This window comes from Palleronia sp. (assembly GCF_042089775.1).
Taxonomy (GTDB): Bacteria; Pseudomonadota; Alphaproteobacteria; order Rhodobacterales; family Rhodobacteraceae; genus Palleronia.
Map to the genome: position 1 here is coordinate 1 of NZ_JBELKF010000060.1, position 20739 is coordinate 20739.

Sequence of the window (20739 nt, forward strand, 5' to 3'; positions counted from 1 at the left end):
GAAAGCCACAGAGCATCGCCAAGCAGCCTGACGGCGGCCTACGCCGGATGCTTACCCTGAAGCGGCCTGCTGACAGGATTCAGAAAATCCGCCGTATCGAGTCAAAGATGCCCGCCGTTCGACAAGGGGGCCGGAAGGCCCCCTTATTCTATCAGCGTGACGGCTTGCGGAACCGCTCGATCCGTTCGGACAAGCGATTGAGTTGAGCCGCCCGATGTTCACCGGCTTGTACCAGGTTTGAACCTAGCTGCGACGGACGGGCAAAGTTGGCAGTATCTCTTGCAGCCCCGCCAATGGCCGCCCCGGCGCGTTGCGACGCCGGTGCGCCATACGCTGCATCGTACCCCGCTGCACCACGGCCAGCGCCGTAGGCACCTTGGCCAGCCCCCACCGCACCTCTTCCAGCGAGGCTCGCACCAGTACCCGCAGCGCGCGCCATCATTCCACCCACTGCGCCCGTCATTCTACCCAGCTCGATCGAGCCACCCACCATCGACACGATAACAGGTGACAGAATGACCATGATGATCGACAGGATGAGCACCATGACAACAGGTATGATCGTGCCGATATTCATTTCCGCATCAGCTTCTAGCCCGGCAATCGTGTTGTTTCCCATCGCAAGGATCGTTGCGAACACACCGCTCAAAACGAGAGGAAACAGGAGCATCAAGATCACGGCCGACAGCCATGACGAGAAGAATGACTTTGTGACGTTCGTCATGGAGGCGACGATTGCGAGCGGCGCGAGGCCAACCAGAACCGCCAAGACGATCCGCGAGATGATCAGCGCCAAGGTCGCGAAAGCACCGAGGGCGCCGATCAGCACCACCATGATGCCGTTCATCACCGATCCGAGGATGTTGAGCCGCCCAGCTTGAACGTTCGCAAACTGCCCTGCCTTGGCCGACAGGTTGTCCAACTCCCGCGCAAAGCTGGTTGTGTCGTTCGCGCCGAGACTTGCCGATAGTAGCTGGTTGCCCAAAGCTTCGAACATCTCGTTGAAGGCTTGGAACACGTCATCGAACAAGCTCCAGCTACCCATGAAGATTGCGATCAGGGTGAACCGCACGATGAGCCAGAGTGAGTCACTCACAAGCATCGGCCGTGTCTGAGTCCCCATGTTGATGAGAACAAGGATGATCAACAAGGCCGACAGAATTTGAGCGGTTTCAGCGAGCGATGCAGCCAGAGCCAGGTACTCGGACTCGCCAACGCCCTCGATGAACGCAAGCGTCGAGACGTAGGTGCTTTCGATGAAACCCATCGTGCTACTCCGGACTACTGCAAAGGCGACCGATCGCTACCGACATATTGGAGTGTTCGCGGGACAGGCCAGACAGGGTCTCGTAATACAAGTCAGCGGTCGAGGGCGACCATTTGGCACGCGGCTGCGTCCCGATGCTCTCCCACATGGCCTCAATATCCGGCCGAACGGCGGTCCAGTCAGGATACAGGGTATCGCAGGTGCATGTGTCGTCCTCAGCAAGCATTCGTCTGGTGCGCAGGGCCTTCCACGCCATCGCCAGCTCAACCCGCCATTCATACCCTTTTGGCTGCACCATCACCCAGCCTGGACGGCTGGGGGATTGCGTGCAGCTGGTTCTCCGCTTCAAGGACGGGTCAACATATCCGTCCTCTTGGACAGCCGCCGGCGTCAGGTCCGGCAGCGTGACGCCCAGCTGCTCTCCGTCAGCTCGTACGCCAGATGCAGCCGTTATACCGAAGCAGACCGTCGCAACCAAAGATACTTTAGCCAGGTTCATGGGCCGTGTCCTTCCGAGCATCGTAAGTTCGCGGTAGGAACACTTCCAGGACGCCGCGCTTTCCATCTCTCTTGCCTACATGAACGATCACGTCGATGGACCGAACCACATATGCAATCATGTCCTGATAGGTCATTTTTGCGTCCGCCTCCAACGCCGTCTGCGCCATGCGCTCTATCGCCAGTTCGGCAGTTTCTGCGTGCACCGTCGTCATAGACCCACCGTGGCCGGTGTTGATGGCCTTCAAGAAGGTATAGGCGTCCGAGCCGGTGACTTCCGAGAGGATGATCCGGTCTGGCCGCATCCGCAACGACGCCTGTAGCAGCCTGTCCGGACTGCGCTCAGGGGCATTCCGATCGGAGACCATCATCACTTTGTTCGGCTGGTTCGGAACGAGATCCGGCACGTCCTCAATGGTCAGGATACGCTCCGTATCCGCCACCTGCGCGATCAGCCAGCGTGCTACCGTTGTCTTGCCGGAGCTGGTGCCGCCACTGACAACGATGTTCAGCTTTTCTGAAACGCACAGCTTCAAGGCTTCCGTGAGATTGTTCTCGGCCAGCGCCCAAACTTGATCCGTCATCTCGCGGCGAAGGGCGCTTGTGCTCTCAGGACCCTTCCCCAGATAGGCTGGTTCGAACAGCTCCGTGTCGGCCTTGAAGAACCGCATGGACAAAGCGTCTCCGCCCCGCACAACTGGACTTTGAACCATTTGAGCCCGAATTAGCCACTGACGGTAGTTGATCGAGACACTTCCGACCGGGTTCTTTTCCGAGAGCCTAATGTTGCCATCGGCCGCGATCTGCATTCCTGCATCATGCACTTCATCCGGCGTCAGGCGGATGGAAGATGCCTGCATGTCGGCGTCGCCCCGGTTTTCCACCCAGACCCGCCCGTCAGGGTTTACGCTGATCTCCACTAGCTTGTCGTTCAGCAAGGGCCGCAATTTAGCGAACGCCTTGTCGACGTAAGTATCTTCCATCAAAGAATTTCCACATCTCGGTCCAACACGATCGAGACCGATGTGCCTTGCCGCACATAGATCGTCTCTGGGATCGTCAGATACTCTCCAATGGCGCTATCGGACGCGCGGGTCAGGTCGTCGCCCACGGTCTCGAGTGTCTCGCCGGTCACTCGATCATCGGTCTTACCGGCTATGAGCGCGGGACCAGCGCCGATGATAGAGATGGCGGCAGCGCCCCCGAACTTTGTGCCAAACCGGGAATCGACCGCACCGCCAGTCCCGCTTCTTCCCAGGCGGTCGGAACCGTAGGACGCGATAGACACAGAGCGATTGCTCGGCGTCAGAATCCGGGTCCAGACGATCAGGATGCGCTTTTGACCAAGCGCAATGCCGTCACTGTATTCTCCAAAGACCTTCGACCCGGCCGGGATCAAGACCGCTGAACCGTCGATGCTGTGAACGTCCTCTGAGACTACGGCGCGGATAGCCCCGGGCAGAGTGCTATCCACGGCCGTTTCTAGCGACGCCTGAATGATCGAACCTTGCGGGATGGTGGCTTGCGGGTTTGCGATTTGCGACGCGCGGGAAACCGCTACGGGTTCCACGACCCTCTTCACGAACGCTTCCGCCTCACTCAACTCACGACCTTCTGCGGCGCCCGCTTCTGTAGCCCCGGAGCTACCAAAAGCGATCATATCAGACGTCGCCCGTTTCTGTTCCTGAGCCAACCGTTCGTCGCGAAGGGCTTCAAGGCGCTCGCGATCGAGTAGGGCCTGTTCTGCTTGCGCCCGTTCCAGCTCCAGCCGCTCTTGCTCTAGGGGATCCACCGCACGAGCCTCACGAAGCTGCTGTGCATATTCGGCCTCGCGCCGCGCCGCCTCTTGCTGTGCATCCGCGCGAACCCTCGCAAGCTCTGTCTCCGCCTGCTGCCGTGCTGTGCTGCTGCTGCGCTCAAGTGCTGCGACTTTATCCTGCAACTGTTGAAGAGCTTCTCGCGAGCGGTCCTGGTCATTCTGAGCCGCGCTACGCAGAGCCGCAATATCACGGGAGAATCCATCACGTTCACGCTCCAGTTCTTCGCGCAACTCACGCTCGGCTGCTGTCTCGTCTTCGCGCTCTTGAGCCAGTGCTTGGGCCGCCACCAGTTGTTCCTCCAGCTCCTCCAAGCGAGCCAGCGTAGCGCTGTCTGTCCGCGTTGTGACAACAGGCCGCTCGACGATCACTGGTTCTGGTGCCGCCGGCTGTTCGAGACTAGCCGCGGCCGATCTGTCCGCAGGGAACTCTTGCGCGGCGGCCGAGGGTATAGAAGCCGTGGGCTCGTCGGGTTGCGACAACTCGTTGAGGAGGATGTACCCGCCCAGTCCAGCGACGACGACGGCCGACGCGATCCCGGCGATTTTCCCGCCAGAGCTGCGCTTGCCGCTGGCCGCCGCAGTGTTTTCGATCTCGGCCATCCTGGCCCGCAGGTCGCTTGTACCCTCACTCATGAGAACAACTCCGCTACACAGATTTCTTGGTCACCAAGTCGCAATGCCCACTGCCGCGACGTACCGCTCACGCGCACAACGCGATCTTGGACCACCTGAGAATTGACGCTCCGCTCCATCCCATTTGTGACCTTGAAGATCGCAGGGACGGGGGCGTTCGGACGAAACTGGAAGTAGGTAAACGAACCATCATCCCAGATCGCGACGGGGGTGATTTCACTGCTCGCACTGACGCCATAATTGGCATTCTGCACCGTGCGGCGAGGCTGGTTTCCCGCCGACTGGCTTGCCCGCTTGGGATAGTCGAACCTGACCACATAAAAGGCATTCGACGCCTCTTGCAGAGAAAAATAGTAGGACCGACGGTCAGTATAGACCGTGACGTTCGTATTCACCCCACGCGCGGTCGGCTTTATTGCGAAGACGCGATCACCGGGAACACTTTGGAATTTGAACGCCTCGGTGTCACCAGCGACGATCGAGACGATGCGTTCACCTTCCTCGAATTCTACAGTCGTTGCACGGGTAAGCGACGTGTTGATCAGGTACACTTGGCCATCGACATGCCGGGTCACGCGCACCCGACTGTCATGTGCGCCGCGCCCGGGCACCGCCTCGGCGAACGCTGGCCCGGCCAGAAACGAGACAAGGCAAGCACACAGGATTTGTTTGCGCATCATTCCGGCCGATCTCCATAAAGTTCGTACTGCGTCACAGTGAAGCCGAGGGGATTGCGCCATACTGCTTCAAGCGTCGGTTGCTCGTTCGGGTCGAAGTCATAGCCAACGATTGCAGTGAAATTGCCGGTCGTGGACCCATCTGGATTGGTGAGCCGCTTGCGCATCCTGACCTGAACCCGACCCTCATCAAGCAGCGTGATGCCGGTAACGACGACGTCAATCTGTGTCCGATCCCCGTACCTGTCGGGCAGGTACTCATCGCTTCCCGAATCCCAAAGGCTCACAAGACCTTCCCGAGCCGTGCCTTCCGTTCTTGCCAGTGCCCGGTTTATCCGAATGTCATTGTCGATCTGGTTGTAGGTCTCCCGATCTTGAACGTACTGATAAACGAGAGATTGCACGACAGCAGTGCGCTCATCGAGCGTAACACCAACCACGTTCGCATTCGGAACAGCCATGCCTGTCGTCGGATCGAACGGCACCACAACCGGCGCCGGTGGCTTGTGCCAAACCATCACTGCGCCTGCCATTCCCATCGCGAAGATGGCCGTCACAGTCATTCCTGCCGTCGCGAGTTTCCAGTATTTCTCGCGCCGTTGAGCACCATAGATTACCTCGGCCTCAAAAATTGTCTTAGCATTATCGGCCATTAGTCAAACTCGGGTTGGGTGAAGTCGGTGAATTTCTCGATGTCCGCCAGGGTGGCGGCATCCAGCACGCCCGCCATACCGACGTTCATCGTCTGGACACTTTCGAGCTGCCACATCGCTGCCATCGCGATCGCCAGTTCCGCCGTGACGCGAGTATTGTGATCCACTGATTTCTTCAGCGAATCCATGTTCCCAATGTCCGTGACCAGCAGTTTAACGCGCTCCACCGATTGGGCGGCCTCATCGTATGCCACTTCAGCCGCAGCCGATGTTGCCGCACCTGACGTGGTAGCCGTCGCATTCCGTTCAGCTTCCACGTTGCCAGAGTTGGCTAGAGCTTCGATCTGTGACTGAGACGTGCCCGCACCTTCCAAGGCTGCTGTCACACGTTCTTTGAAGGCGTCAGCTCCTGCTCCTTGCAGACCGCTCCAGTCGCCGCGAGACCCTTTGAGGATCGTTCCGACGATGTTGACGTCAAACTCACCCTCCAACAGACCATCAAGATCGTCCCCCATCACCATGCCGAGCAGTTCTGCGGGATCTTCCAAAAGACCTTGGATTTCCGTCAGCTTGTCCATCTGTTCTTGCAGCAGACGCGCCTGTTCGAGCAGTTGGTTCAACTGGTCGTTTTGCAGCCCTGCATCCGTCAGCATTTGCTCAAATGCCTTGAGTTGCTGCAGGAAGGATTGCGTATCCACGACAGGTACGCCTTGCGCGGCGCCCATGACCGGGGAGACAGCGATGCTTAGGGAGGACGCTGCGACTTTAAGCCAATTCATCACATTCATGGCAGACTCCGATCAAAGGTCAGGCAGGGAAAAATCTACGTAGGACATGACGACGCGTTGTTGCGCGAGCCTAGCGGCATTCTGAGCGTATTCGGCTTGAGTCCGTGCCGCCTTTGTCCGGATCCGTGCATTAAGGATCAGGATCAACTCAGCGCGCATCATCGTATTCAGGTCGTAAGCCTCTTTGGGATCAGGTGTTGACCCAATCTGAGCTACCAGGTTGCGAACACGGATAAGGGCCTGTTGAGCATTGTCCAGTTCATGCTCGGCATAATGCAGAGACCCCGCCGACAAGAGGCTTGCACTCGCAGCGGCATAGAGGGCCGGATCAATAGTGCCTTGCGCCTCGACACCGCCGACCGTCAGCAAGTAGCTATTATACTTTGCCGGAATCACCTGCACATAGTGCTGGGTCTCCTTGTACGGTGGCACACCATCGTACTCCAGAACAGCCCCCGGTCCTGCATTGTAGGCGGCCAGCGCGAACACGATGTTTCCGTCGAAGCGCAGAAGCTGGGCTGCCAAGTACCGCGCTCCACCCACCACCTGAACGTAGGGATCGGTGTAATACTCAGGATAGATGCCCAGGTCCCTTGCGGTGCCGGGAATGATCTGAGTGAGCCCGAAGGCCGCAGCCGGCGATCGCGCGCCTACCTTGAACCGGCTCTCCTGCCAGATCAGCGCCTGCATCAAACAACGCCATTGCAGCGGCGACAATCCGGCGGCGCTCACACCCGGCAACCCGTACGTATCCTGCGACCCCCGAATGATCAGCTCTTCGATGTTCTCACGAGCGTCCCCGAACACGAAGCGTCCACCCGGATTGGCAAGCGGCCCATAGACCTCTTGCACACCCTCCATGCTGGTGTCGCCGCCCAGGAACGTGCCTTGAAACGTGGAGACCGAGCTAAAAGCAGCGATCATGTTATCGAGCGCCTCGATCTGCTGCTTTTCGAACTCTCGGATTTCCGCCCGGTTCGCTGCCTTCTCGACCTGCGTGTCTTCATCCCGTTCAAGTTGGGCAAACGCGCGCAGGCGTTCCGCGAAACTCTTACCGTCCGACACCGGCACACCTTGCGCCATCGCGCCGCTCGCCAGCAGCGCAAACATCGCAGAAGAAGCGATCAGCCGACGGAGCTTATGACAGCGAAAATCACACACCGCACAGTTCCGGATCTTTGCCTTCATCACCGGCCCAAACGACAGACATCCGTGACCCAGCCAGGTCGGTCGTCCCCGAGGCCATGAACGAGTAGACGGCGGCATTCCCCGGCAAGGGCTCGAAATCGCATGAACCCGATGCCGTGCCATCGGCGCGGAAGCACTTGCACCGAGCCTCTTTCATCGAGGTTGTTGCGCAACCTGAAATGGACAGCAATCCCATGATCAGCACAGCGTTCTTAATCATTTTGCGTTTCTCCAAAAGTCGGGTTGATCGCGAAACTTCGGGCCGACCGCGGCGAGACCAGCATCGCCGCCTCCGAGGATCTGTAGGTAACTGCCAAGCGAAGAGAGATCGCCGTTAAGAACGACTGAGTTATCGTCATCGCGCAGCAGGAAATTGCGCCCTGTTGATCTGGACGTCACGATGTCCAGCTCAGCGGCGTTCAGCCGGAGGGCCGTGTAATCGTCATACGCCGACTTGTTATCGGGGAAGAGGATTTGGGTTGGGAAAAAGCTGAACACCCTCTCGCCGACCTTGGATCGCGTTAGCTGCGATGCGTTCTGGGAAAGCATAACGACAACCGCGTTCTGCTTCCTGAGCGTAGCCAACCAACCCTCGATCACAGTGGCAAAGTATGGGTTGTCGATGGCTTTCCATGCTTCATCAATGAGAACAATCGTGCGCTTCCTGTCCTGCATCTGCCGCTCAATGCGACGGAACACGTACGACAGCACCGCAGTCCGTTCCCGATCCGACTGCGCGTCGAGGATTTGAGTCAGGTCGAACCCAACTACGTCACCGTCCAGCGAAAAGGTGTCTTCTAAGGTATCTCCGAAGACCCAGCCGAAGCGGCCGCCTTTTGCCCATTCCGTGACACGCGCCTGAACATGTCCATCGTCATCCGTCGATGCGAATTGCTTGGCGAAGGTATCCCATTTGCGCAGACCCGGCGTTGCATCGGCGTTTCGCTTGACGTTTTCCATGATCGCGCGGGTTTGCAGCGAAGAAAGTTCATCATTCGGAGACAAGATGTTTGACAGCCAGTCAGTCAGCCAGGAAACGCCTTCGCTGTCCGTCTCAACCCACAACGGATTGAGGCCGGTTGGCATTCCACTTTCGATCACGGAGTAGCGTCCTCGCATGGCGCGCGTCACCATCTCCAAGCCCCGGCGATAGTCGAATACGAAAACGCGCGTGTCAGTACGGCGTGCCTGAGCCATCAGAAAGGACGCGAGGACGGTTTTCCCAGAACCGGTGTCACCCAGGATCAGGGTGTGACCCGCCGGCGGCTCGCCTTCAGCCGAGCCTCGCCGGTGAAAGCTGAACCGATATGATGATCCTCCTGCGGTGGGGAAGACAGCGATCGGCGTCTCCCAGGGTACATCCTTACCGGCTTTGCCAAGTGGGGTCCGGTGCAATGAAGCGTAATCCGCGAAATGGACGTTGGTGATAACATTCATCCTCGAACGGGTCGCCAGGTTGCCGGGAAACTGCGCGAAGTAATGTGCCTTCTTCACGAAGTTGTCTTTCACCAGACGGGCCCCACAGTTGGTCGCCACTCCTTCGAGTTCCGACACAAGCTCCCGGACTTTCACCTCGTCCTTATCAAGCAGGGCAATGCTCAGTTGGTGGTTTCCCAGCGAAACGTCTTGGACCAACACACGCTCATGGAGGGCGGCAAGCTGTTCACCAGCTTGCGCCCTAACGTCAGCCGTGGAGTTCATGATCCGACGCTTGCGCTGGATCATGTCGGCGGCCGCATTGTTGCTGATCGGTGTAAAGCTTTGGGTGATGACATAATCGCATGGCATCGCGAAGTCATCGAAGATGGTCACCCAGGACTGAGGCGGGTACGTCTTAAGCACCCGAATTTGCCCATAGCGTTCACCTAGTGGACCATCTTCAAGTCGGAAGCCACCTGCCGTGAAGGTCACGCGATCCGACAGAATATCATCGGCAATGACGTTCAAAGCGCCACTCGGATAGATAGGACGTTCGTCGCCCGTTTGGACCGAGCCGAGAAAGCCCAGAAGATCACCCGAGGATGCCGTCAGGATTCGGGTCGCCTTCGTGCCGATGGCTGACCGCATGAAACGGCACACTTCCTCCAGCATCTCGATGTCGCGGGCGTCACTGGCACCGTCGATCAAGTTGCTTGCACGCTGGAACAAGCCAGCGGTCTTTTTCAATCGCCCGGTCCGGACGATTGAAATTGTCAGAATGCTATCCCGAAGCTCACGATCTCTTAGACCCTTATTCCAACGTTCGTCGATCGCGGTGGAGAAATCACTCCCCTTCAACGGTTCGAGTTCTGTCGTCAGGTCGACTTTGCGACTCACCTTGTGGGTGTAGACCGTGAAGTTCGGACCCATCTGTGCCACAACGCCCGCGAAAGCCTTCTTCATGCTATCGAGTTCATTGTCCGAAGTCGTGGCGGCGTTCAGACCCTCAACGCGAATACAAGTCATGAACGAGTTGTCGCGAAGTCGAACAGTCTTGTCGTCCACAAGCGTCACATATGGAACATGCATGAAGCCGTTCCGAAGAATATCACGTTGCGAAACAATGCTGGCGGCAACAGCCGACACATTAAGCGCCATAGCTGTCACCCCCAAACATTTTCCGCGTGCGCGTGCCGGGGACGGCACGCGATCCGGTCAGAAAAACGTCGATGACTTTCTCATCTTTCTCAGCGGCCCAGCGGCAGAGCCCGTAGACCAGGATGCACCAGACCGCAGTATAGACGCTCACTGACCAGATCAGCGGTAGAACGGTCCCCCCCATGAAGGGCAACGCAAATCCGTACGGCAAGCCGAACAACTTGGATGATTGCGTTAGTGCGATATAGAAGGGGGTCCGTTCTTGCATTTTACACCGCCCAGATCGACTGAACGACGGTCGGGATCACGCCGATGACGACGATAATCAGAAGCAGCGTGAATACACGCGCCCAATCCATGAAGTTGAACGCGCCACCGAGCAGGACAAACACCGCCACGATGGTCATAACGGTACGCCCTGTCACACCGGTCAGAGCTTCCAGGATGCTGTTCAGCAGGCTATCGACCGCACTCAGGTCGATATCCTGCGCCAGTGCAGGGTGCGCCCAAAGGAGGGCTGTGAACACCCCGAACATAATAAACTGTTTTTTCATGTGTCGCTCCTAGTTTGACGAAATCTGGTTGAATACGGACATGACTTTCCGAACATGTCCCTGCGTCTCTCGGTATGGCGGAATACCGTCATAACGAGCGACTGCCTCTGGGCCCGCGTTGTATGCGGCGAGCGCCAACTCTCCCGAACCGAAGCGTTTCAGCATCGCGAGAAGATACCGCGCAGAACCATCAAGGTTCTCGTGCATGTCATGCGGGTTGACCCCAAGCTGACGTGCTGTTTCAGGCATCAACTGCCCGAGGCCGATTGCGCCAACGTGAGATCGCGCGTTCGGATTAAAAGCGCTCTCTATCTGGATATTGGAGCGGAAAAGCGTCACCCAATCCGTTGCCGACAATCCAGCATGCGCAACCGCGCGATCACTCGCATAGCGGAAGCCAGCATTGTGGATAGCGTCAAGGATTTCGGCGCGGGGTACTATGACCCGGTGAGGGCGAGCGTGAGAGCCACTTGTGGAAACCGTCACTTTCGGCTGGATTGGCTCAGAGCCGAAAGCCACGAGACTATTTCCGAGTTCGTATTCTACGAATCCGTTTTCGCCGACAACGAGAACGTCCGCACGAGCGGAGCCAGCAGAAACGATAATTGCTAGTAAAAGTCCGGTGGCGCTAGTCGGTACTGTCCTTCGTCGCTGACTCAGGCGGCAGCGAGAAGACGGTTCTTCCCCCTCGGACGAACGGAATGTCCATATGCTCAAAGCCCACTTTTTGGAAGAATGAGCAAAGACCGTTAATGGTTTTGAACGCCCTGAATTTGATCTGTTCGGGTTCAGCGACGCCTCTCCGCACGTTAACGGAAAGGACTTTCCCAAAAGTCCGGTCGCTACTGACCACACGAATGATCCATTCGCCGTACCAGACTGACCCCTTGATGTAGGTCTCCCCCAGACAGACGATCTCGGCTTGGAAGCCGCTGGCAACCAACATCCGGAATTCTGCTTCCGTAACCACATTCGGCGCTTCTTTTTCTAGGTCCTTATCCACGCCTGTGGTCCTTCTCGACGAAGGGTCAGGCCACCCGTCAGGGTTGCCATGACCGTACAATACTATAGTGACGCACCACAACCTACATTGTTGAGCATCGTGGTACTTTTCTCTCTCGGAACATCCTTAGGGGTCAGAACTCGTGATTCAAAGAGACTACAGGACCAGAACATGCGCCGTGTCCTGACTACATCGGCTGTCTTTGTGCTGTTCGTGATCGAGGAAACACCGCATGCCTTCGCGCAGGGCTGCTTCCCGCCCGTTCGGCCGATCGTTCCCACCAACGCGAACGACGCGCGGGAATTTTCCAACATTATCAAGGAAGACTTCGAAGCGTACCTGTCGGAGGTCCCCAGGTACTTCTCGTGCCTAGACGCCGAACGCGCTCGTGCATTTGCCGAAGCACAACAGGTCGCGATAGACTACGGTGCGTTCTTAGACATTCTGGGCCGCTAGGCGGGACACGCGACCGGCGCCGCACGGCCACTCAAGTCACTCACGGCTTGCTGCTATCGAAGAGGTCGAGGATCTGATCGGTTGCCTCCTCACGAATTTCCGGCACCTCAGATAGCAGGTCATGGTGACCTTCCGGGACCGAGACGTAGTTGCCGTTTGGCCAATGCCCCATGCGGTTACGGATCGCTTCCCTGTCCACATCCCCGTCAGCCTCTCCGCACATAGCTAAACACGGGGTAGCAGGGGAAGGCATCGAAGAGAGCGCGCGACACTCTTTCAAAGCCTCGTTGAGCCATCCGAAGCTAACTCCACCGATAGTTAGCTCGGGATGAGCCTTCGCCTGAGACTGCCAGTAGGCATACTCATCGGCGTTCCCTGTCATAGTGTTCTCTTCGAAGGGGGTTCTCAGGAAATAAGCTTGTCCATCTTGTCCAGGCACAAACCGTTCTCCGAACCCGCTAAGCCGTGCCGACTTAGACAACAGGCTCGCTATGGGGCGAACAGCTGCCGGCAATGTGATGCCCCACATCGGCGCAACGAAAACCGTGGCACTCATTTCTATCCCACGGATCAGGCCGCGTAGAGCAATAGCAGCTCCCATAGAGTTGCCGATCAGCATCCAAGGCCGCGGCAGATCAAGATCACAGGCCGCCTGCATCATTGCATCGAGATCGTGTTGGTAGTCAGTAAACCTCCCAACGTGGCAAACTTTCCGATCCTCAGCCAGTCTATCCGACAAGCCGTGACCACGCCAATCAATCACATAAGTGCCGAGACCCGCAACGCGGAGTCGTTTAGCCAAATGCCCGTAGCGCTCGATGTACCCGGACCGTCCAGGCGCTACGAACACAGTCCCTTTTACTTGCGAATTCGAGCTGGGGATTGGCCAGTGAGCAAGCCGAAGCCTCACGCCGTCGTCAGCTCGAACCCAGAAGGCGCGACCTCCTTCCGGCCCTTCTGCAATCTCTGTAAAGAACGGTGCTTCTTCCATGCTATTCACTTCCAAGACGGATGCGAGGCCTCGTCAGCCACCAGACCGAGAAGGCCAGACAGCCGATAAGTGCCAGTGTGAAGCCCTGAACCTGTCCTATGGACAGAAGGCTGGCGGCGAGAACAACTTGACAGAAAAGAAACGTCTTCCAAGAAACATACCCAAGCTGGGAATGTGGTGGTCTGTCATCATCTTGATCCGATTGACAAAGCGCCACTTGACCTCGGCCGACCCGCGTAGCGCAAACGAAGAGTGCGAAACTGGCAACCGCTACCATCAGAAATGTCGTGAAGTGTGAGACAGACGTATTGGGAAGGCTCCCATTCGCTTCGTCAGACAGCCATAGGGCTGCGGTGAAGTCACGGAACAGCCATAAGACGATATTAGGCGCATCCGACGACAAATAAGCAGCCTGTAGCTTGATCGTAATAGCGGCCCACCCGATCAAGAGCGCAGCATCGAACGCAGCAAGCGCGATATACGAACCCTCCTGAATCGCGATCTTTCGGTCGATTTGAACGCCCTTAGCGTTCCTTGCTAGCATCTCATAATCTCCAGCCAAGATGAAGAGAAACATGAGACCCGTCAGAAACATGAAAACGTAAAGGGCCGAATAGAGGTAACCGAACATAGAAGTAAGTGCCGATGCAAATGGCCCAATAAATTCCGGTCGAACAAGCGTCAGTAGGTTTCTATCAATTTGGTATATCCCGGCTTCACCATCCGCGTACAGCCGAAGGCATATCCCGGCCCATTGCGCAAAGAAGACACCTCCTACACACAGCACGAGGATCATCCAGAATGGAAAGGAAGTTCCATCCAACCGTGCATCCCATGCCAAGGTATCTTTCGCGGTACAATTTTCTGAAGAAGCATTCTCTAAAAGCCGACAGCGGCCGTAGTATCGCCAGTGCGCGAGTATGTCGCTTAAACGCATGACAAACAGCGGCAGGATTAGTGCGGGCAGAAGCGTCCAGGTCGGGGCCCATATGAACCCGACCTCCTTCGAAAGAACGGGCGTAACACTGTAGCTCACCGATAATAAGCTCAGGATGCCGTTCAACAGCCCATTCACAGCGTAGGCAGCCCAAATCAGAATTGACAGCTTGAGTGCGTCATCGCCACTGAACAGAGACTCCCACGACCTCGCCAAACTAGGTTTTCTGGCCAGCTCCACATCCGACCACTTCTCGTCAGGAACGGGAACGCGGTCTTCGGAAGAGCTTTCGGTCGTGCCATTCCGCTGTTCAGCTCTTGTGCGTTCCCGCGCCCGCATCAGAGCCACCTGCCAAGATCGCGTCCGGCTGGGATCACCACCCCCGAAAACTAACGCAAGTCGGCTTAAATTGGGAACGCTCACGCCACCTCGACCATGAGGTGCGAGCCAACGCTGGACAGTGCGCAAGTCGATCGTGCCACCACGCGATTCATTTTGCTTGATCGCGGTCGTGAGCGCTTCAGCCGTCCAGGGCTGTACCGGTTCACCATTCCGCGGCAGTTGCCGTCCGACACCAGAAGCGATCGCTACCTGAAGTAGAGACTTGAAGTCATGATCGGTGGCGGGAGGATCGATGTAGTATTTTCCGTTAGCCATCAACCAGTTCCAATAACAGTCCGAGGTGTACTTCTGTGTCGATGTGAGGTTGCTTTGTAACATAGCACTGCATGAACCCTCACCCCCCTCACGGTTAATATTTTCTTAATTTTGTGGATCTGTTTTTCCTTTCATGCCAGTCGGTTACCGTTGCCGATGTCGTATCATGTCGTTGGCTGTTTCGTTCCGTGTCGTTCGTGTCGCCGTGTCACTAGCCAACGTCGAATCCGTGTGTCTATTTCGGTTCCATTGATTGTGCATGTCGCTACGAAAACCGAAGGACTGGAAGCAGACCGATAAGTGACATGTCATCAGTTTATCGGCGGTCTTGGTTCGCCGCGGCATCATGCTCGATCAATGGAAACTTTCATCGTTAGAAACCGCCAGACCTATTACTGTTTTGCGACTCCCAGGGTACCGTATGATGACAACGCCAGATAACAGCCCACAGCTTTCCGCCAATAAACCTGAGAACCGGTCTTCCAAAAAGAGACACGCACGCGCAATCAAACGCGTCTTAGACAGTAAGAGCCGTGAAATCGTCGGGTGGCTCTATGAGTGGAACACGGGTCAGATCGCGGTCATGTGGAAAGACCAACCGTGCGAGGACGTGATCTACGTTTGAAACATACTGGTATCGACTGAAGCCTCAATGTCTTTCTATTCGCTCAGTATGCGTGCGACAGTCTTTCGGTCGATACCTATCTCCGATGCTATTGATCTTTGGCTTCGTCCAGCCGCTGCGAGTTCACGAACCTTACGGCCATATTTGCGCATTACTGGCGCGTCGCCTTTCTTCCTACCTAGCACCTTCCCGTTTTGCTTCGCGCGCGCCAAACCAGATCGAACACGCTCTTTAAGCAAGTCTGCCTCGAATTGCGATATTCCCGCCAGCAGCGTTGCGACCATACGTCCGTTGGCCGTCTTGAAATCTACGTCGAAGCCATTCAGTGCTCTAAGCGACACCCCGCGACCTTCAAGTTCATCTAAGGTCGAAAGCAGGTCCGGCGTCGAACGGCCCCACCTAGAAATCTCCGTCACTAGGATCGCATCTATATCTCGGCGCTGCGCTAGCGCGAGGATCTTCCGACGTTCGGGGCGAGCATCGTTCCGGCCACTTGCAGTTTCTTGGAAAACGCCCACCACCTCGAACCCCATCCGATCCGCAAAATCGCTTAAGTCAGACACCTGGCGGCTTGTGTCCTGTCCGGCCGTCGAGACGCGCGCGCAGATGGCAACTTTTGGCCCCTTTGAACCCTGCCGTTCCGGGGCCTTCACCGTGCTTGATTTTTCAGTCACTTACGACCCTCCAAGGTTGGCCCTACTAGACATATGTCCAGAAGGGCCATCGGACCAATTCGGTGGGTTCGAGACCAGTCAACTCGTGATTGTCAAACCTCTTCACCTAGCGTACAAGACTATAGTATTGCGCAAAAGCGAGGGGCCAGGATGCTCAATTTCGTCGGATCGAGTGCGACCGCAGCGGCTCTGGCTTTCGCCAGCTCACCCTTCGGCGCAGCCCCTGCTGCCGCTTACCCAATCGACTGCGCGATCCTGATCTGCTTGTCGGGCGGGTTTCCTCCGTCCGTTCCATGCGAGCGCGCTCGTGCCGAGTTCATTCGCCGCATCACGCCTTGGCCCATCGAACCCCCGCTGCAAATCTGGCGCTGTCCGATGGGCATCTCCTACGAAGCCGATCCTTCGCAGACCAACGTGCAACGGTTTTTTGAGATAGCGATGGGACGCGACGTACCAGGGCAATCGTACCCGCAAGAACATCCACCGGCCGTCGATGCAGTCCCGCAACCAGCTGTCATGCGCTTGAGCGGAGGTTCCGCCGAACGGCTGCCCGAGTCGCTGATGCTACAGCTGGTGCAAGACTACAGTGACGACAACGGCTCGGCGGACATCGACATCAGCGGTGACGCCTTCAGTTTCGTTCGCTCTATCCGGGTCTACCACGTTCAAGCCAGTCAGCGTGAAATAGGTGACACTGATCCGCGGTGCTACCGATCCAGCGACGTGCGGGTCGGTACGTACGGCGTCCAAGGGGACTTCGGGTGGACGGATTCCAGCGTAAGTGCTCTGCCCGCCGCTCACGTCGGACTAGAGCGATACGGCCAGAACTGCCCTTCCACATCCAGCCGTTCCGTCTTCATGGAGTGGCGCGACTATGCGGGCCAGTACGGTTACGAGCAGGTGAACTACTAAGCCTAGCGCGCGGCGATCCGCCACACACAATAATCGCGGCACCGAACAACCCAAGCTAAGGGTGTTAACGACCGCGCAACGGAATCAAGAAACGGAGCAGACGCAAACCCTAAAAAGCAAAACCCCCGCGAGGCGGAAACCTGCGGGGGGGCTAGAACCGGGACGCCAATCCCAGAACGACCAACACTTGCAGGTCTTATTCTAACCCCTCCCAACATGGCGAGCAACCAAAAAAACGCACCTGTGCGAACCCCAAAACTTTGCTCGCTCACCGCCTCGCTTCATCGAGCGTGGACAAGACCAGTGACGAGACGACAACCTAAACTTCCGACCCCATCGACCGCGCAGTTTCACGACTACATCACCAGGCACGCGAAGCCACTGCTGTACCGGCAGCACTCGCGCCCAGTCGCGAACCAGCTCATGTTGGTCCTCTACTATCTCGAACATCAGAGGTATGATTTTTCCAAGGACCGCGCCTATCAGACGCGGCCTATCTGCATCCATGAGCTGGCAGAGCACTTCGAAGTCACGGATCGGAGCGTCCAGCGGTGGCTCGCGATGCTGGAAGCACTCGCGATCATCCGACGCGAGTATCGCAAGGATCCGGACAGCCGGTTCAGGAACAAGTTCAATCGGATTGCCCTCGGCGGGTTCAAAGCATGGTTCGCCAGGACACTCGAAGCCGCCAAGCAGGCTATGAGCGACACAGCGCGTCACCCTCCTAAGAAAGCTATCTTCGATAGCAGTTTTAGCACAGAAAAAAACGCAGAAGATAAGGAGACGCCACCACCCTTCCCAGCGTCAGGCGCCATCAGATACAGCCCGTACTGGTACGAGATCGCTGTGAAGTACCTGCCAGCCGGATCGAAGAGACCGTGCACGACGTTGGTCGCAGACAGGTTTAGGGCCAACTTGAGGGAGTATAGCGTCCCGTTGAACCATCAATCTCTGCCTGCGAGGTGGATCAAGTTCTGCCAGAACGCGAATCCCGCGTTCTAGCATCAAGGCGGGAGTTGGACCCCGCACCATGACAGCTAGAGGCAATGAGACATGTCTATCTACAGTGACCATCAGGCCCACTATGAGAAGGCGTCTCGGCACGCCGCCCTGTACGATAAGCGTATGCGCCGTTCCCGCCCCATTGATTTCTGCGGTTCCCCGACGCTGGCCGAGCGGCGAGTTTCGTTCTGAGCTTTCAGAAGGAGATGATGATGGCGGATGGCGGCGACGGGTTTGACGGCTGCATCGAGGTTGTGCAGCGGACACGCGGCTACCGGCGTTGGACGGAAGAGGTCAAGGCCCGGATTGTGGCCGAGAGCTTTCAGCCGGGCGCGCGGGTGGCGGATGTGGCACGTAGGCATGATCTGGCAGCGCATCAGCTCTCAGATTGGCGGCGTCAGGCGCGCGAGGGCCGTCTTGTCCTGCCCGCTGACGCCATGGCCGGTGTGGCGTCTGACGCTTTGCCGGCCTTTGTGCCGGTTTCGGTGGAGTCTGAGGATGTGTGTCCGTCAATGGTTGCCGGCCGGACCGGCGGCGTCATCACGATCGAGATCGCCAACGACCTCGTGCTTCGGGTGCCGGGCGATGTTCCGGCAGAGCGGGCAGCAGCGGTGGCGCGTGCGCTACGAGGACCAGCATGATCGTCGCGGGACAGCGCCAGCCGATCCTGATTGCGACGCGTCCGGTGGACTTCCGCTGCGGGCATCGGGCGCTGGCGCTGATCGTGCAGACCGAGCTGAAGCTCGATCCGCACTCCGGGGTGACGATCGTGTTCCGTTCGAAGCGCGGCGACAGGCTGAAGATTTTGGTCTGGGACGGGACCGGTCTCGTGCTTGTCTATAAGGTCCTTGAACAGGGCAGCTTTGCCTGGCCGAAGGTTCAGGACGGGACAATGCGGCTGTCGCGGGCCCAACACGAAGCTTTGTTCGAAGGTTTGGACTGGCGCCGGATCGTTGCGCAACGGGTCGCTCCACCCATTGCGGCGGGATGACTTACTCAGCTGTTTTGACGTTGTTTTATTGGCCTTTCCTGTCCGGATCGGCTATGAATCCGCATGTCTCAGCCCTTCGATCTCAGCCAGTTTCCGGACCTTCCGCCCGAGGTTGTGAAGGCGTTCGAAGCAGCGCAGTTCGAGTTGTCGGTCGAGCGTGCAGCCCGCCAGCATGAACAAGCGGTGGGGACCGAAAAGGACGCCTTCATCACCGAACTGAAGGCACTGATCGAAAAGCTGGAAGGCCAGGTCGGACAATACCGGCAGGCGAAGTTCGGGCCGAAATCGGAAAAGCTGGACCCTGCGCAGCTCGAGCTTGCTCTCGAGGATCTGGAAGCGGCCATCGCCGAGACCCAGGAACAGATTGCCGCGGTCGAGGAAAAGATTGCGGCCAGCGAGACCGATCCCGAGAAGAAGGCGCCGCGCAAGAAACGCAAGGCGCGTGCCTTGCCCGAGCATCTGCCGCGTATCGAGCGCGTCATCGAGCCCGACAGCATCGTCTGCCCATGCGGTTGCGGCGACATGGTGCGGATCGGTGAGGACAGGGTCGATCGGCTGGATTACATCCCGGCGCGCTATCAGGTGATCGTCACGATCCGCCCGAAATACGCCTGCCCAAAAGGGCGCGCGGGTGTGGTTCAGGCGAAAGCCCCGGCGCATCTTCTGGAGGGCAGTTGGCCCACCGAGGCGCTGCTGGCCCAGATCGCCGTGTCCAAGCATTCCGAGCACATGCCGCTGAACCGTCAGGCCGTGGTCATGGCCCGACACGGCGTGCCGATCGACCGATCGGTCCTCGCCGATTGGATGGGCCGAACCGGTGCGCTAATCGCGCCGGTGGTGGACCATATGGCGGTGCTGCTGAAACAGGGCAGCACCCGGCTCTATGTCGACGAGACGACCGCCCCTATTCTGGACCCCGGGCGTGGCAAGACGAAGACCGGCTACCTCTGGGCGGTGCTGCGCGATGACCGGGGCTGGAACGGTCCGGCGCCACCGGGCGTGGTGTTCCACTATCGGCCCGGTCGAAAGGGCGAATACGCCGATGAAATTCTGACCGGCTTCAACGGCACGATCCAGGTCGATGCCTATGGCGCCTATACCCATCTCGCCACGCCAAAGCGCACGGGCGGCGATCCCTTGCGGTTGGCTTTCTGCTGGGCTCACGGCCGGCGAAAGCTGATCAAGGCCAAGCCGAAAAAGGGCTCGCCTATCGTAGACGAGGCGCTGGTGCGCATCGCGGCGCTCTACAAGATCGAAGACGCGATCCGCGGGTCAGCCCCCGATCATCGCCGTGCCGTCCGTCAGGACCTGTCGCGACCGTTGGTAGATCAGTTCTTCGCCTGGCTGGCCGCCCAGGCCGCACGCGTCTCGCGGAAATCCGACCTCGGTGAGGCGCTCGCATACATGCTTCGGCGCCAGCATGGCTTTCGGCTCTTCCTCGAGGATGGCCATGTCGACATGGACTCCAACATGGTCGAGAACGCCATCCGCAGCCCGGCCATGAACCGCCGCAACGCCCTGTTTGCCGGCCACGATGAGGGCGGCCGTTCCTGGGCGCGCTTCGCCAGCCTGATCGGCTCCTGCAAGATGAACGGTGTAGAACCCTATGCCTATCTGCGCGATCTCTTCACCAGGCTTGCCAACGGCCATCTCGACAAGGACATCGATGCGTTGATGCCATGGGCCTATGCCGCGGCCCCAATCCCCTCAGAATGAGCTCATCCGGGAGTCCCCGGTGAGCTCATTCTGAGCACTCACGAAGGCGAACATGTCACCCGAGAGCGCCGAAACTCCCGCCCGCAAGCGAAATCCCAATGGGGCGGGAACGGCGCATACC

The 20739-nt window shown here is 58.0% G+C and carries 23 protein-coding genes; 6 read left to right on the top strand and 17 right to left on the bottom strand.

Going from position 1 to position 20739, the window contains the following annotated elements:
* Positions 1-151 precede the first annotated feature (151 nt).
* The 14 genes from ACFDS3_RS13865 to ACFDS3_RS13930 form a co-directional block, all read right to left on the bottom strand.
* Positions 152-1267 carry a type IV secretion system protein gene (locus tag ACFDS3_RS13865; RefSeq protein ID WP_375262946.1) on the bottom strand — a complete coding sequence of 372 codons (1116 nt, stop codon included), beginning with the start codon at positions 1265-1267 and terminating at the stop codon, positions 152-154.
* 4 nt (positions 1268-1271) lie between these two features.
* Positions 1272-1766 (bottom strand): hypothetical protein, encoded by a 495-nt coding sequence (locus tag ACFDS3_RS13870; RefSeq protein WP_375262947.1) that lies wholly within the window; start codon positions 1764-1766, stop codon positions 1272-1274.
* On the bottom strand, positions 1753-2748 hold the full coding sequence (locus ACFDS3_RS13875) for an ATPase, T2SS/T4P/T4SS family (RefSeq protein ID WP_090929273.1): 996 nt from the start codon (positions 2746-2748) through the stop codon (positions 1753-1755). Before ACFDS3_RS13875 ends, ACFDS3_RS13870 begins: the two co-directional genes overlap by 14 nt.
* The gene (locus ACFDS3_RS13880; RefSeq protein ID WP_375262948.1) at positions 2748-4184 is read right to left on the bottom strand and encodes a TrbI/VirB10 family protein; all 1437 of its coding nucleotides are present in this window, start codon (positions 4182-4184) and stop codon (positions 2748-2750) included. The genes ACFDS3_RS13875 and ACFDS3_RS13880 overlap by 1 nt, the downstream gene beginning before the upstream one ends.
* A gap of 29 nt (positions 4185-4213) precedes the next feature.
* Positions 4214-4894, bottom strand: coding sequence for a TrbG/VirB9 family P-type conjugative transfer protein (locus tag ACFDS3_RS13885; protein WP_375262966.1), 681 nt, complete (start codon positions 4892-4894; stop codon positions 4214-4216).
* Positions 4894-5547, bottom strand: coding sequence for a virB8 family protein (locus ACFDS3_RS13890; RefSeq protein ID WP_375262949.1), 654 nt, complete (start codon positions 5545-5547; stop codon positions 4894-4896). Before ACFDS3_RS13890 ends, ACFDS3_RS13885 begins: the two co-directional genes overlap by 1 nt.
* Positions 5547-6335 carry a type IV secretion system protein gene (locus ACFDS3_RS13895; protein ID WP_375262950.1) on the bottom strand — a complete coding sequence of 263 codons (789 nt, stop codon included), beginning with the start codon at positions 6333-6335 and terminating at the stop codon, positions 5547-5549. The genes ACFDS3_RS13890 and ACFDS3_RS13895 overlap by 1 nt, the downstream gene beginning before the upstream one ends.
* Before the next feature lie 12 nt (positions 6336-6347).
* On the bottom strand, positions 6348-7523 hold the full coding sequence (locus tag ACFDS3_RS13900) for a lytic transglycosylase domain-containing protein (protein WP_375262951.1): 1176 nt from the start codon (positions 7521-7523) through the stop codon (positions 6348-6350).
* Positions 7489-7743, bottom strand: coding sequence for a hypothetical protein (locus ACFDS3_RS13905; protein WP_375262952.1), 255 nt, complete (start codon positions 7741-7743; stop codon positions 7489-7491). Before ACFDS3_RS13905 ends, ACFDS3_RS13900 begins: the two co-directional genes overlap by 35 nt.
* On the bottom strand, positions 7740-10100 hold the full coding sequence (locus ACFDS3_RS13910; protein WP_375262953.1) for a type IV secretion system protein B4: 2361 nt from the start codon (positions 10098-10100) through the stop codon (positions 7740-7742). The genes ACFDS3_RS13905 and ACFDS3_RS13910 overlap by 4 nt, the downstream gene beginning before the upstream one ends.
* Entirely contained in the window at positions 10090-10368 is a 279-nt protein-coding gene (locus ACFDS3_RS13915) for a VirB3 family type IV secretion system protein (protein WP_375262954.1), read from the bottom strand. Before ACFDS3_RS13915 ends, ACFDS3_RS13910 begins: the two co-directional genes overlap by 11 nt.
* Position 10369: 1 nt before the next feature.
* Positions 10370-10654: a TrbC/VirB2 family protein gene (locus tag ACFDS3_RS13920; protein WP_375262955.1), complete on the bottom strand. Its 285-nt coding sequence runs from the start codon at positions 10652-10654 to the stop codon at positions 10370-10372.
* A 9-nt stretch (positions 10655-10663) separates the two neighbouring features.
* Positions 10664-11173, bottom strand: a complete 510-nt coding sequence (locus ACFDS3_RS13925) for a lytic transglycosylase domain-containing protein (RefSeq protein WP_375262956.1) — start codon at positions 11171-11173, stop codon at positions 10664-10666.
* Positions 11174-11282: 109 nt separating this feature from the next.
* Positions 11283-11657 carry a hypothetical protein gene (locus ACFDS3_RS13930; protein ID WP_375262957.1) on the bottom strand — a complete coding sequence of 125 codons (375 nt, stop codon included), beginning with the start codon at positions 11655-11657 and terminating at the stop codon, positions 11283-11285.
* A 171-nt stretch (positions 11658-11828) separates the two neighbouring features.
* Here ACFDS3_RS13930 and ACFDS3_RS13935 point away from each other — a divergent pair, with 171 nt between their 5' ends.
* Positions 11829-12113 (top strand): hypothetical protein, encoded by a 285-nt coding sequence (locus ACFDS3_RS13935; protein ID WP_375262958.1) that lies wholly within the window; start codon positions 11829-11831, stop codon positions 12111-12113.
* A 40-nt stretch (positions 12114-12153) separates the two neighbouring features.
* Here ACFDS3_RS13935 and ACFDS3_RS13940 read toward each other — a convergent pair whose 3' ends face one another.
* The 3 genes from ACFDS3_RS13940 to ACFDS3_RS13950 form a co-directional block, all read right to left on the bottom strand.
* Positions 12154-13104, bottom strand: coding sequence for an alpha/beta hydrolase (locus ACFDS3_RS13940; protein ID WP_375262959.1), 951 nt, complete (start codon positions 13102-13104; stop codon positions 12154-12156).
* A gap of 1 nt (position 13105) precedes the next feature.
* The gene (locus tag ACFDS3_RS13945) at positions 13106-14698 is read right to left on the bottom strand and encodes a hypothetical protein (protein WP_375262960.1); all 1593 of its coding nucleotides are present in this window, start codon (positions 14696-14698) and stop codon (positions 13106-13108) included.
* Between the two features lie 660 nt (positions 14699-15358).
* Positions 15359-15997, bottom strand: a complete 639-nt coding sequence (locus tag ACFDS3_RS13950; RefSeq protein WP_375262961.1) for a recombinase family protein — start codon at positions 15995-15997, stop codon at positions 15359-15361.
* Between the two features lie 150 nt (positions 15998-16147).
* On the opposite strand from ACFDS3_RS13950, the gene ACFDS3_RS13955 reads away from it, so the two are divergent.
* From ACFDS3_RS13955 to ACFDS3_RS13975, 5 genes are all read left to right on the top strand, one after another.
* Positions 16148-16909 (top strand): hypothetical protein, encoded by a 762-nt coding sequence (locus ACFDS3_RS13955; RefSeq protein ID WP_375262962.1) that lies wholly within the window; start codon positions 16148-16150, stop codon positions 16907-16909.
* Between the two features lie 423 nt (positions 16910-17332).
* Positions 17333-17911, top strand: a complete 579-nt coding sequence (locus ACFDS3_RS13960) for a hypothetical protein (RefSeq protein WP_375262963.1) — start codon at positions 17333-17335, stop codon at positions 17909-17911.
* Positions 17912-18123: 212 nt separating this feature from the next.
* Positions 18124-18552: a transposase gene (locus ACFDS3_RS13965; RefSeq protein ID WP_375262964.1), complete on the top strand. Its 429-nt coding sequence runs from the start codon at positions 18124-18126 to the stop codon at positions 18550-18552.
* A complete protein-coding gene (gene tnpB, locus ACFDS3_RS13970; RefSeq protein ID WP_240720600.1) occupies positions 18549-18902 on the top strand; it encodes an IS66 family insertion sequence element accessory protein TnpB in 354 nt (117 codons plus the stop codon). The genes ACFDS3_RS13965 and tnpB overlap by 4 nt, the downstream gene beginning before the upstream one ends.
* Positions 18903-18965: 63 nt before the next feature.
* The gene (locus ACFDS3_RS13975) at positions 18966-20618 is read left to right on the top strand and encodes an IS66 family transposase (protein ID WP_375262965.1); all 1653 of its coding nucleotides are present in this window, start codon (positions 18966-18968) and stop codon (positions 20616-20618) included.
* Positions 20619-20739: the final 121 nt, after the last annotated feature.

Bases quoted from the DNA above. Each gene is read 5' to 3' on its own strand.
- ACFDS3_RS13885 (WP_375262966.1), bottom strand. From the start codon at position 4,894: ATGCGCAAACAAATCCTGTGTGCTTGCCTTGTCTCGTTTCTGGCCGGG.
- ACFDS3_RS13870 (WP_375262947.1), bottom strand. From the start codon at position 1,766: ATGAACCTGGCTAAAGTATCTTTGGTTGCGACGGTCTGCTTCGGTATA.
- ACFDS3_RS13960 (WP_375262963.1), top strand. From the start codon at position 17,333: ATGTTGGTCCTCTACTATCTCGAACATCAGAGGTATGATTTTTCCAAG.
- ACFDS3_RS13875 (WP_090929273.1), bottom strand. From the start codon at position 2,748: ATGGAAGATACTTACGTCGACAAGGCGTTCGCTAAATTGCGGCCCTTG.
- ACFDS3_RS13965 (WP_375262964.1), top strand. From the start codon at position 18,124: ATGGCGGATGGCGGCGACGGGTTTGACGGCTGCATCGAGGTTGTGCAG.
- ACFDS3_RS13900 (WP_375262951.1), bottom strand. From the start codon at position 7,523: ATGAAGGCAAAGATCCGGAACTGTGCGGTGTGTGATTTTCGCTGTCAT.
- ACFDS3_RS13915 (WP_375262954.1), bottom strand. From the start codon at position 10,368: ATGCAAGAACGGACCCCCTTCTATATCGCACTAACGCAATCATCCAAG.
- ACFDS3_RS13890 (WP_375262949.1), bottom strand. From the start codon at position 5,547: ATGGCCGATAATGCTAAGACAATTTTTGAGGCCGAGGTAATCTATGGT.
- ACFDS3_RS13895 (WP_375262950.1), bottom strand. From the start codon at position 6,335: ATGAATGTGATGAATTGGCTTAAAGTCGCAGCGTCCTCCCTAAGCATC.
- ACFDS3_RS13880 (WP_375262948.1), bottom strand. From the start codon at position 4,184: ATGGCCGAGATCGAAAACACTGCGGCGGCCAGCGGCAAGCGCAGCTCT.
- ACFDS3_RS13945 (WP_375262960.1), bottom strand. From the start codon at position 14,698: ATGGCTAACGGAAAATACTACATCGATCCTCCCGCCACCGATCATGAC.
- ACFDS3_RS13920 (WP_375262955.1), bottom strand. From the start codon at position 10,654: ATGAAAAAACAGTTTATTATGTTCGGGGTGTTCACAGCCCTCCTTTGG.
- ACFDS3_RS13975 (WP_375262965.1), top strand. From the start codon at position 18,966: ATGTCTCAGCCCTTCGATCTCAGCCAGTTTCCGGACCTTCCGCCCGAG.
- ACFDS3_RS13910 (WP_375262953.1), bottom strand. From the start codon at position 10,100: ATGGCGCTTAATGTGTCGGCTGTTGCCGCCAGCATTGTTTCGCAACGT.
- tnpB (WP_240720600.1), top strand. From the start codon at position 18,549: ATGATCGTCGCGGGACAGCGCCAGCCGATCCTGATTGCGACGCGTCCG.
- ACFDS3_RS13955 (WP_375262962.1), top strand. From the start codon at position 16,148: ATGCTCAATTTCGTCGGATCGAGTGCGACCGCAGCGGCTCTGGCTTTC.
- ACFDS3_RS13940 (WP_375262959.1), bottom strand. From the start codon at position 13,104: ATGGAAGAAGCACCGTTCTTTACAGAGATTGCAGAAGGGCCGGAAGGA.
- ACFDS3_RS13865 (WP_375262946.1), bottom strand. From the start codon at position 1,267: ATGGGTTTCATCGAAAGCACCTACGTCTCGACGCTTGCGTTCATCGAG.
- ACFDS3_RS13905 (WP_375262952.1), bottom strand. From the start codon at position 7,743: ATGATTAAGAACGCTGTGCTGATCATGGGATTGCTGTCCATTTCAGGT.
- ACFDS3_RS13935 (WP_375262958.1), top strand. From the start codon at position 11,829: ATGCGCCGTGTCCTGACTACATCGGCTGTCTTTGTGCTGTTCGTGATC.